Source organism: Candidatus Poribacteria bacterium (genome assembly GCA_026702755.1).
In the GTDB taxonomy this organism is placed as follows: Bacteria; Poribacteria; WGA-4E; order WGA-4E; family WGA-3G; genus WGA-3G.
The window spans coordinates 17,572-31,590 of sequence record JAPPBX010000089.1 but is presented as its reverse complement, the minus strand read 5'-3'; the positions used below and the strand labels follow the sequence as shown (position 1 = coordinate 31,590).

8 protein-coding genes are annotated in these 14,019 nt (G+C 48.2%); 7 read left to right on the top strand and 1 reads right to left on the bottom strand.

Translation table 11 applies throughout. The features are described from left to right. Window positions 1-89 precede the first annotated feature (89 nt). The 3 genes from OXH39_17030 (at window position 90) to OXH39_17020 (ending at window position 1,563) form a co-directional block, all read left to right on the top strand. Complete coding sequence (locus OXH39_17030) at window positions 90-452, top strand: VOC family protein (protein MCY3552169.1); 363 nt, start codon at window positions 90-92, stop codon at window positions 450-452. A gap of 31 nt (window positions 453-483) precedes the next feature. Next, window positions 484-897, top strand: coding sequence for a VOC family protein (locus OXH39_17025; protein MCY3552168.1), 414 nt, complete (start codon window positions 484-486; stop codon window positions 895-897). 303 nt (window positions 898-1,200) lie between these two features. Further along, window positions 1,201-1,563, top strand: a complete 363-nt coding sequence (locus tag OXH39_17020) for a VOC family protein (GenBank protein MCY3552167.1) — start codon at window positions 1,201-1,203, stop codon at window positions 1,561-1,563. Window positions 1,564-1,683: 120 nt separating this feature from the next. Here OXH39_17020 and metH read toward each other — a convergent pair whose 3' ends face one another. Continuing rightward, window positions 1,684-5,358 carry a methionine synthase gene (metH, locus tag OXH39_17015; GenBank protein ID MCY3552166.1) on the bottom strand — a complete coding sequence of 1,225 codons (3,675 nt, stop codon included), beginning with the start codon at window positions 5,356-5,358 and terminating at the stop codon, window positions 1,684-1,686. Between the two features lie 519 nt (window positions 5,359-5,877). On the opposite strand from metH, the gene OXH39_17010 reads away from it, so the two are divergent. From OXH39_17010 to OXH39_16995, 4 genes are all read left to right on the top strand, one after another. Continuing rightward, window positions 5,878-8,091 (top strand): dockerin type I domain-containing protein, encoded by a 2,214-nt coding sequence (locus tag OXH39_17010; GenBank protein ID MCY3552165.1) that lies wholly within the window; start codon window positions 5,878-5,880, stop codon window positions 8,089-8,091. 187 nt (window positions 8,092-8,278) lie between these two features. Next, entirely contained in the window at window positions 8,279-12,445 is a 4,167-nt protein-coding gene (locus tag OXH39_17005; GenBank protein ID MCY3552164.1) for a leucine-rich repeat domain-containing protein, read from the top strand. A gap of 132 nt (window positions 12,446-12,577) precedes the next feature. Beyond that, entirely contained in the window at window positions 12,578-12,958 is a 381-nt protein-coding gene (locus tag OXH39_17000) for a hypothetical protein (protein ID MCY3552163.1), read from the top strand. Between the two features lie 308 nt (window positions 12,959-13,266). Continuing rightward, window positions 13,267-14,004, top strand: a complete 738-nt coding sequence (locus OXH39_16995; protein ID MCY3552162.1) for an outer membrane lipoprotein carrier protein LolA — start codon at window positions 13,267-13,269, stop codon at window positions 14,002-14,004. Window positions 14,005-14,019 lie beyond the last annotated feature (15 nt).

The following is a 14,019-nucleotide window of genomic DNA, read 5'->3' as shown; positions in this document are numbered from 1 at the left end:
CACGCTCTTAGGCAACGCCTTTAGTAATGTGACAATAACTTTGATAAATGTCAGTATAATATTTAGTAAAGGACAAGGAGTAAATCCGAATGGGAAATCCAGTCGTACATTTTGAAATTGGTGGGAAAGATGTCGGAAAGTTAATTGATTTTTACGGCACCGTATTTGAATGGAATATTACCCCCTTAGCAGATCAATTATACATTGCGGACCCGGGGTCAGAAAAAGGGATAGAGGGACATCTGTTTCAAACAACTGAGGAAACGGATTCTACAAATAACGTTATCATATATGTTGAGGTTGAGGATATCCAGGCATCTCTTGAAAAGGCAGAAAGTCTTGGTGGTGAAATCCTGATACCGCCTCAAGAAATTCCGGGGAATGCAAGTCATTTCGCTGTGTTTCGTGATCCGAGTGGCAACCGCGTCGGTTTGTTGCAAGGAAGGTCGTAATTGTTGTGTACCTTACTAAGGAGTAGATTTAATGGGAAATCCTATTGTTCATTTTGAAATATCGGGCAAAGATGGTGAAAGGTTAAGCGATTTTTATAGTTCCATATTTGGTTGGAATATTAACTATAACACCCACGGCATCTATAGCGTGGATCCAGAGTCCGAGAACGGGGTAGATGGACACATCTTTACGACAACCGACGATATGTGCTCCACGAACGGTGTCACGATTTATGTTGAGGTAGACGATCTTCATGCGTCACTTGAAAAGGCAGAAAGTCTTGGTGGGCAGATGCTTGTCCCGCCTCGCGCGATTCCGAGCGGTATGGGTTCTTTCGCACTGTTCCTCGATCCAAGTGGCAACTGCATCGGTTTATACGCGCCAAAACAAAGTACCGATCACGAACCACACGGCGTTCACCCGAATCAGGAATTGGAAGATTAACGCGGAAGCAGATTAATAAACTTGATATAAACGCGAGTTTGATAAATACTTCGGACAGATGCCTTTCCTCTTAAAGTCCCCCTGATAAGGGGGATTTAGGGGGTTGTATTCCTAAAAATCGCCTCTTTTTGAAGGAATATATTGCTTTTTGCCCAATTTACGTCCGCTTCAGTTTTTAATATTTTTTTCAAACTGGCGTTGATATAAAGCGGTTCCGAATGGAAAAATAAATTTGCTTTTTGGAATATATTAATGTATAATTACTTAATATAAAATACATAATATAAAGAAAGGAAAATTCCAATGGGAAATCCAGTTGTACATTTTGAGATAGCGGGTAAGGATGCTAAATCACTAAGCGAATTCTATAGTTCGCTATTTGGTTGGAGTTCCAACCAAGATCCAAGTGGCATTTACGGATTGGATCCGGCAGCGGAGAACGAGGTGTGTGGACACATACTTCCAACAACCGACGACATGCCTGTCTCCAACTATATCACGATCTATATTCAGGTTGATGACCTTCAGGCATCGCTTGAGAAGGTAGAAAGTCTTGGTGGCAAGACCTGTGTACCACCTCAGGTTATTCCGGGAGGTATAGGATCCTTCGCGATGTTCCTCGACCCAGGTGGTAACAGCGTCGGTTTGTATCAACCCCAGGCGTGATCGCTCATGATACTGCGTTTATTCAGGCGTGAAATCGTTGGATTAACGCAGAAATTAACAAAAAAATAGGGTGGCGGGTTGAACTTCACCGCCCTATTACTTTAGTTATGAAAGACAGTTTTACGTCAGCAACGGTTTCAGCCAACGCTTTGCTGTTTCTAATTCCATACCGGTGCGTTCTGCATAATCCGACACCTGATCCTCTCCGATTCTGGCAATACTGAAATACCGCGCCTCTGGATGTGAGTAGTACCAGCCGCTCACAGATGCCGCCGGGGACATTGCCAAACTCTCAGTGAGAGAGATGCTCGTGTTTTCTGTGACCTTCAATAAGTCAAACAAGGTCCGTTTTTGGGTGTGGTCAGGGCATGCAGGATATCCGGGTGCTGGACGAATCCCGCGGTATTTCTCGGCAATCAGTGCCTCATTATCCAATGTCTCATCAACGGCATAACCCCAAAGCATTGTGCGGACGTACTGATGCATCCGCTCCGCGAAAGCCTCCGCTAATCGGTCTGCTAACGCCTTTGCCATAATACTGTTGTAATCGTCCTGCTTCTGTTCAAACTCAGCACAGAGTTCGGAAACACCGATACCTGTCGTCACAGCAAATGCCCCGATATAATCCGGGACCTCTGTTGTTTTTGGGGCGATAAAATCACCGAGGCTGAGGTTCGGTCTCGTGAAGGGTTGTTCCGTCTGTTGACGCAGATGGTACAGGGTAGCGATCACTTCTGCTCGCGCTTCATCCGCGTAAATTTCGGTATCTTCACCGACACCATTAGCAGGAAAAAGCCCAACGACAGCGTGTGCCTGAAACCTTTTCTCTTCAACGATAGTTTGGAGAAGCGTTTCAGCATCCTTAAGGAGTTTCCGTGCTTCCTCACCGACTTCTGGATGCTCCAGTATATTCGGATACTTGCCGCGGAGTCCCCACGTCGTAAAAAAAGGGCTCCAGTCGATGTAATCAACGAGTTCCGCTAAAGAGTAATCTTCAAAAACCTCCGTGCCTATCAGGCGCGGCGGAGGCGGTTGATAATTCCGCCAATCCGGTGTGAATTTCCGCTGTTGGGCAACCTCAAAGGGTAGCAGGTTCGCCTGTTGCCGGTTTTTGGCTCGGCGTTCCCGAATCTCAGCGTATTCTTCACGTGTCTGCTCGGTAAAGGTCTGTTGTCTCTCACCACTCATCAGATTGCTAACAACGCCAACACTTCGAGAGGCATCCCTGACGTAAATTGTTGAACCGCTATAAGTCGGTTCAATTTGAACGGCGGTGTGTACCTTTGAAGTCGTCGCACCGCCGATAAGGAGTGGGATATGGAAACCTTCACGCTCCATCTCTCCAGCGACGTGCACCATCTCATCTAACGACGGTGTGATAAGTCCGCTCAATCCAATAATATCAGCGTTCTCTTTCCGTGCTGTTTCCAGAATTTCTTCCGCAGGTACCATCACACCGAGATCAATGACCTCATAATTGTTGCACCCAAGCACGACCCCAACAATATTCTTGCCGATGTCGTGAACATCGCCCTTCACCGTCGCCATCACAATTTTGCCTCTGGATTGGATACCACCTTCTGCCTGTGCCTGCTCAATATATGGAATGAGGTGGGCAACCGCCTTTTTCATGACCCGTGCGCTTTTGACGACCTGTGGTAGGAACATCTTACCATCTCCGAAGAGTTCACCAACACGGTTCATTCCGTCCATCAAAGGTCCCTCAATTACCTGTATCGGACGTTCGTGTTTAAGACGTGCCTCTTCTGTATCATCTTCGATGTATTCGATAATTCCTTCGACGAGGGCGTGACTGAGTCGTTTTTCCACCGGTAGTTTCCGCCATTCCCTATTTACACGTTTCTTTTTACCCGGGCCTTTCAGTGTATCCGCGAGGTTAACGAGTCGATCGGTCGCATCTTCTCGGCGATTGAACAGGACATCCTCCACGGCTTCTAAGAGCGGTTTCGGTAGATCGTCATAAACCGCGAGTTGCCCAGCATTAACGATGCCCATGTCCATACCAGTATTGATGGCATGATAGAGAAAAGCGGCGTGCATCGCCTCGCGCACTGTATCGTTGCCACGGAAGGCGAAGGAGATGTTGCTGACACCTCCGCTTACCAAAGCGTGTGGACACGTGGCTTTAATCTGCTCACAGGCTTCAATAAACGCCTTCGCGTATTCGTTGTGTTCTTCGATACCGGTTGCGACAGCAAAGATATTCGGATCGAAAATAATGTCTTCCGGTGGAAACCCAACCTGTTCTGTCAGGAGTTGATATGCCCTACGACAGATTTCCACTTTCCGTTCGTAGGTATCCGCCTGCCCTTCTTCGTCAAACGCCATGACGATAACAGCGGCACCGTACCTGCGGATTTGTCGTGCTTTTGCTAAGAAATCTTCCTCTCCCTCTTTCAAACTGATTGAATTGACAATCCCTTTTCCCTGAACGCACGCCAAACCTGCCTCTATGACCTCCCATCGACTGGAGTCCAGCATAATAGGCACTCGACTAATATCAGGTTCCGCTGCAATGAGGTTAAGAAACTTAACGATTGCGGTTTTGGCATCTAACATGCCCGCGTCCATATTGATGTCGATAAGTTGTGCGCCGTTTTCGACTTGATCTCTGGCAACCTCTAATGCCGTCTCATAGTCCTCATTTTTGATGAGGGTTGCAAATCGGCGGGATCCTGTTACGTTTGTCCGTTCACCAACGTTAACAAAGAGAGAATCGGGTGTGATGTTGAATGCCTCTAAACCGCTGAGACGGCAGGCGCGTTCTTGTGGTACAGGCTCTCGCGGTGCGTATTCAGCGGCGACTTTAGCGATGGTTTCTATATGTTCAGGTTGACTCCCACAACATCCACCGACGATATTGACAAACCCGTTCTGCGCGAAATCGTGCATCCACTCTCCCATTTCCGCTGGGGTCTGTGTATATTGACCGAGTTCATTTGGCAATCCAGCGTTCGGATAGCAGATAACGGGTATATCAGCCAATTTCGCCATTTCAGCGAGATACGGACGGATCTGTTGTGCACCAAAGCCGCAGTTCAACCCGACGGCGAGCAGGTTTACATGCCGAACAGAGTTCCAGAAGGCTTCAACTGTCTGTCCGGAGAGGTTGCGACCGCCGCCACCACTTCTGTCGGAGGAAACGATAAGAGGGATGTCAATGCCTCGTGCTTCAGCGAGGGTTTGTATGGCGAAGAGCGCGGCTTTGCAGTTGAGCGTATCCATGACGGTCTCGACGAGGAGAAAGTCTGCGCCGCCATCAATTAAGCCCTCCGCTTGCGTCGTGTAGGCGGAAACGAGTTGTGAAAAAGTGATGTTCCGGTATCCTGGGTCATTCACATTTGGCGAAATGCAGCAGCTCCGGTTAGTAGGTCCCATGCTCCCGGCGACGAAGCGCGGTTTGTCTGGCGATGTCCATTTATCCGCGACCTCGCGAGCGATAGACGCAGCCGCATAGTTTACCTGATATGCGACATCTTGAAGTTGATAGTCCGCCATTGACACAGATGTGCTGGTAAAAGTGTTTGTTTCGATGATGTCCGCACCCGCGCTACAATAGTTTGCGTGTATTTCTCGGACAATGTGCGGTTGTGTTATGGAAAGCAGATCGTTATAGCCTTTGAGTTCGCACGGGTGATCGGCAAATTGTTCGCCTCGAAAATCTGCCTCTGTAAGGCGATAGGTCTGCAACAGCGATCCCATTGCCCCATCGAGAATCAGGATCCGTTCCTTCAGTTCATTTTTAAGATATATTATCCGTTCAGTACCTGCCATACGGTATATTTTTTCCTCCTTTAAAAGTCCGCAAACGATACGGACATCGTGCATTATAGTATACCGTACATAAAACCATTATGTCCATTTAAAGCCTGTGAAACTCACTGCTATTTAGTTGAAGGTGGTTTATTATTCCAAACGTTAGGATATGCCACCACCGTAGGCGGTTTTTGCTGGGGGTCTTTGATAGGGTGTTTCTGCGGATTTCTTCAAGGTTCCCCTCGCTCTCTGGCAGATCTGCTATCCGTTCACCTTAGGGGTTGGGAGACCCAACCCCTACAAGAATATTTAGGCACCACTTTCAACTAATCTAAGTTACCCCTTTGTAGCATAACCTGTTAGGTTGTGCAAGAGAGACAGAGAACACGCCGAATTTTTCGCAAAAATCAACGATAAATAATCCTGTTTTTTTAGTTGAGAATTTTCGTTAGATTTGTTAAAATTCAAAAAACAGAGACTTCACACTTGATACGAAGTTTATGACGAAAAACCCGCATAATATGGAGACACAGCACAATGCAAATTGCCAATAAACAACACATTTTCGTCTTAAATATAATCGCGCTTTCCACCACACTCTTCTTGGGACCGCTAAGCACATCCGCACAAACCGTCACCATTCCGGATGAAAACCTACGCGCCGCTATTAACGAAACACTCGGTAAACCCGAAAATGCACACATCACCCGCGAAGAGATGCAGACACTGACCGAACTGCACGCCGAGAACAGAGGTATCACCGATCTGACTGGACTCGAAACCGCAACAAACCTCCTATCTTTAGGACTACGGAACAACTTGATATCCGACCTAACACCCCTTGCAAGCCTCGCGCGCCTACAACAGCTTGACCTAAACGGCAATGTGATATTCGACCTATCGCCTCTTGCATCCCTTATCAACCTAAGAGAAATATGGATTAGTGCCAATTTCATATCCGATTTATCACCCCTTGCTGGACTCATAAGACTGGAAGAAATAGGGATGTCCGAGAATCCAGTCGCCGACCTCGCCCCCCTCTCAGGATTGATTAACCTCCGAGCCTTTTCTGGATGGGACACACCAGTCGTGAACCTTGAGGGAATTGCAGAACTTCCCAAATTGCAAGATATAAATGTATGCAACGCAGGAATATCAGACCTCTCGCCCTTAGCAAAAGCAAAAGGTTTAACAGGACTCTATCTTGCTGCTAGCCAGATAACAGACCTTTCACCGATAGCCGGGTTAACCAACCTCAAATTCCTCAGTTTCCAGGCGAATCAAATCTCCGATATATCGCCACTCAAAAACTTAACGAACTTGACTTGGGTAGACCTGTCAGAAAACGATATCTCGGATGTCTCACCCCTCGCTGAGAACCAAGGACTCACATGGATAGACCTCAGCGATAATTTCATAACAGACCCATCACCTCTCACGAATTTGGACAACCTCAACTGGCTTGGTCTTACCGGCAATGCTATACTGGACGGAACCGTCTTCGACAGGTTCGCAGGCCGCACAGCCATTACGCACTCTAATTTTGTGAATACCATATTCCCGGAAGCAGGCTCCAAAATCGAAGGTCCCTGGCTCTGGGTGATCGTCCCCGGCACTCTACTTCACAAGGATACCGACCTCATCGCGAAAGCAACCGGCGGTGCAGCAACTGAAATCAAAATTTCCACCTTCGGGGCAACCGAAGGGAAAGCCGTCGGCGATAGTAAATGGGAGGCACATACACTTGCACCTACTGGCGGTGATAACATCAACGAAATGACGGATGCTCTCGGATGGGGCTTCGGCAGGGAGATATACGACCACGTTGTCTACGGATCGGTTACCCTCAATTCACCCCAAAGACAGGAAACAACCATGCTCGTCGGCAGCAACGATGCTGTGAAAGTCTGGCTCAACGGCGAGATGGTCCACTACAACCCCATAACACGCGGCGCAGGCGATTTTCAAGACGCTTTCCCCCTAACACTCAAAATTGGAGTAAACGTCCTCCTCGTTGCCGTTGATAACCATGGACACGGCGCATTCAGCGGGTTCTTTGGGTTCGCAAAGGATACCAACTATACCGTTAACCCCATCAACAAAAAATTCGTCATCACTGTCCCGAAATGGGATGTCAATAGAGATGGCGAAGTCAATGTTTTAGACCTTATCCTCGTCGCGCAAGACATCGGAAAAACCAGTGGAACTAATCTCCGAACAGATGTAAACGGCGACGGAACACGCGATATACAAGACCTTGTCCTTGTCGCCTCACACCTTGGAGAACTCAGCGGTTCCGCTGCGCCACCACTGCTAAGCCAAATCCTAACCCAAAACCGAATTTCGCCAACTGTCCTACAGGTATGGATCGCCCAAGCACAGGCTGAAAACGACGGCTCCTACGCATTCCAAAAAGGGATCGCGAACCTTCAGAAACTGCTAACAGTACTGGCACCTGAAGAAACCGCGTTGCTACCTAACTATCCGAACCCGTTCAATCCAGAGACGTGGATACCATATCAACTCGTCGAACCTGCCGATGTCACCTTGACTATTCATGCTGTGAACGGAGTTCTGGTGCGAAGGTTGGCGTTAGGGTATCAAGCTGCTGGCATCTACCAAACCCGCAACCGTGCCGCCTATTGGGATGGTAAAAACGCCTTGGGTGAACCCGTCGCCAGCGGTGTCTATTTCTACACACTCACGGCAGGCGATTTTAACGCCACCCGAAAAATGCTAATCATGAAATAATACTATCAGGACAAACGTAAAACCTTTTGCAGTCGGGGTTTGTAACTGAAAACCGAGGTTTCCATACGAACCGTTACGGGGAAGGGGGACCTACTGTAGTTCTGTAGGTTGGGTTAATCGATAAAGACGACCTATGTTTATGGAGAAAATGACATTTTGCCATGAAGCATTTAAGGAGCAAATAACTATGAACCAGAGCAAATACTTCTACCGCATTTTCTTAACAATTATCGCACTCGGATTTATACACACAGCATCCGCACAACAGGAGCTCGCACAACAGGCATATCTCATCTTGCAAACCAAATGCCTCGATTGCCATGGCCCCCACGGTACCTTCACGGAGAACCTCGTTATTGACTCCGCTTCAGGATTAGTAGACACCGGAGCCGTCATTCCAGGGCAACCGCTCAACTCTAACCTATATGCACGCCTCGTCACAGCCGATAATACAAAACGCATGCCACTCGGACGAGACCCACTCGATGACGCATCCCTTCGGGTTATTAGCGACTGGATCGCAGCAGGCGCACCCAGCTGGGAAACACAATACGACGTGACATTCATCCCCACAGATGCCATGTTCACCGCAATGCAACAACACATCCAGACACTCAACCCCTTCGACCAACCCTTCGCGCGCTACTTCACGATGACGCATCTCTATAACGCTGGTAAAAGTCCCGAAGCGCGCAACGCCTATAAAATCGCACTCGCGAAACTCGTCAATAGCCTCTCCTGGGGGTTTGACATACACAACCCACACCCGATCGATGACACCGAGACCATCTTCTACATCGACCTACGCAACTACGACTGGGACCTCCGAGACGCGTGGACACAGATCGAAGGTGTCTACCCCTACGCCATTGCCTTTGATGAAGAGACACAAGCCGGGCTCCGGGCGAAACTCGCTAATCTCCAACAGACAATGGATTGTGATGTGCCGTTCGTACATGTGGATTGGTTCCTCGCCACCGCCTCGCTACCACCGCTCTATCACAACATCCTTCGACTCCCCGAAACAGAACGCGAACTTGAACAGGAGTTAGGTGTGGATGCCTACCGAAATCTCCAGAGAGACCCAGGACGACGCGTCTGGCGCGCAGGTACAAATGACTCAGGTGTCTCTAATCACAACCGCGTCGTAGAACGACACACCGCACGCTACGGTGCCTATTGGAAAAGCCACGACTTCGCCGGCAGCACAGACGCACAGAATATCTTCACACATCCACTCTCTTTTGAACGAGACGGCGGCGAAGTTATCTTCAATCTCCCAAACGGTTTACAAGCATACTATATCGCAGATAAATCAGGGACCCGAATAGATGTCGCACCCACCGAGATCGTCTCCGACCCTGCCGCAAAGGACCCAGCCGTTCGCAACGGATTGTCATGTATCGGTTGCCACACCAAAGGCATGAAAACATTTACCGACCAAGTCCGATCAGCTATTGAGCAGACAGCGAACCCACTCTACGATAAAGACTATGCACTGCTGCTGTATGTAACACAAGACAAGATGGACACGCTGCTCGCCGAAGATACCGCGCGCTATAAAACCGCATTAGAGAAAACCGGTGGCGTGTTCGGTGGCATTGAACCTGTTCACCGTTTCTATGAAGCCTTCCAAGACGCTTTAGAGGCACCCGACGCTGCAGCCTCTGTCGGCTTACAAACCGAGGACTTCCTGTCACAAATCCGTGTGAAGTCAAGCCTCCAAAACCTCGGTCTCACAGGACTGACAAGCGGCGGGAATGTGAAACGGGACGCGTGGACACAACGATTCTCGGAGATCATCACAGCTCTAAATTCACCGGACACCCCAGTTACGACTACACCCAGCACTGTCCGTCCAATTCAACCCACACCGAGCGGAATCGTCCGTATACCCGACCCGAATTTGAGAAGTGTGATTGAACGCCTGCTCGGAAAAGAAAATGGGGCCGCGATTACCCCAGAAGATATGGAAAGATTAAACCGGATTGAGGCAGATGAAAACGGCATCCGAGACCTAACAGGCCTGGAATACGCCACCAACCTCGAACGCATAGAATTCCGGCACAACGCCATCAGCGACCTAACTCCCCTCACAAACCTCATCCGATTGAATGACATCAAACTCGGTGGCAATCAAATAACCGACGTAGCACCACTTGCTAAACTCTTCAACGTAGAATGGATGGGGCTCGAAGAGAATCAGATAACCGACCTCTCCCCCCTCCAAAATCTCAAAAGGTTGAACGGCATCGGTATCTCAGGAAACCCAGTGACCGATGTGTCACCCCTCGCCGGACTGATTAGTCTCGAAGGCATAGCTGCATTGAATACACGCGTCACCGATTTCTCACCCTTAGCAAACTTACCGAGGCTCCAATGGATAGAATTCGGTAATGATCCTACCATATCAACACTGCCTTTGCTAACAGGAATAAAAACACTCAGACGTTTAGAAATCACTGGTACAAAAATCTCGGACATCTCCAGACTCGCAGAACTGACGCAGCTCACACAACTTAATCTGGAAAGAAACTTGATATCAGATATATCGCCCCTCTCAAATCTAAAAAAGTTGATTGAGCTAAGGTTAGATAACAATCTAATTACCGACATCTCTCCGCTCTCAGGATTAACAAACCTACAGAAACTGAACCTAACGGACAACGCTATATCCGATTTCTCGCCCCTTGAGAGTTTACCCGAAATAATAACGTTAAACGCGCAAGGGAATCCAGGAAATTTTATAGACATCAGCGCGCCGAAAATAACGAAATCCTGGCTTTGGATGATCGTCTCTACTGGCAATATTGGCGGCGCGAGGGCTGCACGATCCGGCGTGGATTTCCTCGCACGTGCCAGTGACGGTGAAGTAACTGAACTTAAGGTCGCTACGGATGGCACAACCGAAGGAAATCCAGTCGGGAGCAGGGTCTGGACAATCGGAGAAGTGTCCCCCACGTATCATAGTAATCTCGAAATCATGGGACGCGACACCAACTTGTTGCTGATAGATCATGCGAACCACGTCGCTTACGGATTCCTCGCCTTGGAATCACCCAGAGAACAACAAACAAAAATGCTTATCGGCAGCAGCGATGCCGTGAAAGTCTGGCTCAACGGCGAATTAGTCCACTACAACTTTGTGGATCGTTATAGTTCCGATTATCAAGATCAGGCCCCTGTCACCCTAAAAACAGGAGTAAACATCCTATTGGTTGCCGTTTACAATTCAGCCGGCCGCTGGAGCGGATTTTTCGGGTTCACGTCAGATGCCGAATACACTGTCCTTCCACCTGGACCCCGCTTTTCTCTCACCACAGACACAACAGAATTCCAAACCGATACCGAATTCGTCATCCATCTCAATGCCGCAAGTATGAAAGACTTAGCAGGATGGCAGACAGATATCCTCTTTGATCCAGCCATCCTAAAAGCAAACAGCATCGCCGAAGGCAACTTCCTCAAACAGGGAGATGGACAGACCTACTTCCGCAGTGGCACCATCGATAACACAACCGGCAGAATCACAGGGATAAGTGCCGCACGACTCACCAGCGGCGGCGTAGATGGAGACGGAACACTTCTCGCAATCAACTTCACGCTCAAAAAAGCGATGGGCACCCCAGTCCGACTCCGAAGCCTCAAAGCCGGAGATAGCAACGGCCAATCAATCCACATGACTTCACCCGAATTCCGCATCCGCCTAAAAACCGAGACCGCCATGACGATACCCGCATGGGATGTCAACGAAGATGGTAAAATAGATACCACCGATCTGGTCTTGGTAGCGACGGCACTCGGTACCAATTCGCCTGAGAACCCGCGCCTTGATGTCAATGGGGACGGGATAGTCAATATCGAAGACCTCATCCTCGTTGCGACACACCTCGGTGAGACAGCGGGAGCTGCGGCACCTGCCCTTGTTGCGTTGCCGGAACGTCTGACACCGGAAACACTTCAGCAGATGCTGGATCTCTTACGGACGCAGAATGACGGATCCCTTGCCTTCCAACGCGCAATCGCGAACTTGGAGCAACTGCTGACAGCGTTGATGCCAAAAGAAACAGCACTGTTAGCAAACTATCCAAACCCGTTCAACCCGGAAACTTGGATACCGTATCAACTCGCCGAACCTACCGAAGTTACACTACGTATCTATACAATAAAGGGAGAATTGGTTCGCACGTTAGCACTCGGACATCAACCGGCAGGCATCTATCAAACGCGAACCCGTGCCGCCTATTGGGATGGTAAAAACGTCCTCGGTGAACCCGTCGCCAGCGGTATCTATTTCTACACCCTCACCGCAAGCGAGTTCACATCAACACGAAAAATGCTGATCCGTCAGTAAAGCAACAAAACGGCGGAAGTTAACGCCTTATCACTCACTGCAGGCGAGGTTTTAAACCTCACCTTAGCAGAATAATCAGAGCAATCCGTGATCCACACCCCTGACAACTGAAGGGCTCCGTGTAAACCGCCTATGCAAACCCAAAGCAAAGAATCTCAAAGTTCCCTGTATACCCATAAGTACGCAATCCATTTTGATATCCTACCAGAGATATCTTACCTCAATCAGGAGTTCCCGCTCTTAATCGCGGATTTCCTGCAACTCTTTGAGGGATTTCCACAAGGCGTTGAGATTACCGAAAAATCGGTAGACGAAGGACTCGATTTCTGCAGGGTTGTTTTCTCAGTATGTAGTGAATCGCCAGATAATGTTAAAACTTTCGGAAACTGGTTTCAGGCGATATTCAGAGAACCGCTTGTTGCTGAAATTTTAGAGCGTCTTGTTGCGTATGCTTTGGACGAATCTAACGATATTGAAGTTATCCTTACAGATTGGACCCGGTTGGCGAATTAGCGATCAGCCGTCAGCCATCAGCGGTTAGTGATCAAAAGTTTCTATGTATCAATCTGACAGTATCTGTATCTATAATCCTGCAAATCCTAAAATCCTGTGAATCCTGATTCAGACAATTCTGAGTCTTCATGAACCAGCATCTACTGGCAGCTGACAACTGATAACTGATGGCTATTCCTCTGACGGCTGACAGCCGACAGCCGATTGCTAATTGCTAAAAAAGCATTGACATCGAAAAATAAAACAGGTATAATATTAGGTGAAAAATCAGTTTTCCAAAACCCAATTTGGCAAAACAGGAGATGCTGATGATCCGACAAACCGATTGGAGTACTATGGTGGGTAGGTCTGCGAAATTCCAAAATTTGCTGTTAGCAGTGATACTCTTTTCAGTGATATGTGTGGGCAACGCGTCTTCACAAACTGTTGATGAAATCTTTCAGAATTTCAAGATAGCGTATGAGAAGTCTGAAAATTTCAGCGCGAACTTTGAGGAGACGACACTATTTGCTAACACGAGAAGTGTCGCTCGTGGACGGTTTATATTTGGGAAACCGAATCTGCTCCGTAAGGAGTATGTTGATCGGAAGGATGCATCAAAAGTCGTCCAACTCACTATTTTGGATGGCGAGTATGGCTGGACATATACACCCCTACTCAACCAAGTCAATAAAATGAAGTGGAACAACCCGGAACGCAGGGAATTGCTACCGGGAATTGGTGCCTCGCTTGAAGATGTTCAAAAGAACTATAATATGACACTTATCCCAGACGAATTTGCGAATCCGAAAGGTGTACATCAAATCGAGTTGACTCCCAAAGCCAGCATGGTAAGCACAAATGCGAAGGAGACACTTCAAATCTGGGTAAAATCCGACGAGTGGCTCCCTGTGCAAGTTGGTTACAAGACCGAGTTTGAAGACGGAACTCGTCAAAGTGTAATTGTTAAGTTCTTAGAGATTAAGCGAAATAAAAAACTTGCACCGGACCTTTTCAAGTTTGTGGTGCCTGAAGATGCCGAGGTCATCGATCTCTCAGAAAATTAGGCACTATCTCCACGG

Coding starts and splice junctions, on each gene's coding strand:
- OXH39_17030 (MCY3552169.1), top strand. CDS start 90: ATGGGAAATCCAGTCGTACATTTTGAAATTGGTGGGAAAGATGTCGGA.
- OXH39_17025 (MCY3552168.1), top strand. CDS start 484: ATGGGAAATCCTATTGTTCATTTTGAAATATCGGGCAAAGATGGTGAA.
- OXH39_17020 (MCY3552167.1), top strand. CDS start 1,201: ATGGGAAATCCAGTTGTACATTTTGAGATAGCGGGTAAGGATGCTAAA.
- metH (MCY3552166.1), bottom strand. CDS start 5,358: ATGGCAGGTACTGAACGGATAATATATCTTAAAAATGAACTGAAGGAA.
- OXH39_17010 (MCY3552165.1), top strand. CDS start 5,878: ATGCAAATTGCCAATAAACAACACATTTTCGTCTTAAATATAATCGCG.
- OXH39_17005 (MCY3552164.1), top strand. CDS start 8,279: ATGAACCAGAGCAAATACTTCTACCGCATTTTCTTAACAATTATCGCA.
- OXH39_17000 (MCY3552163.1), top strand. CDS start 12,578: ATGCAAACCCAAAGCAAAGAATCTCAAAGTTCCCTGTATACCCATAAG.
- OXH39_16995 (MCY3552162.1), top strand. CDS start 13,267: ATGATCCGACAAACCGATTGGAGTACTATGGTGGGTAGGTCTGCGAAA.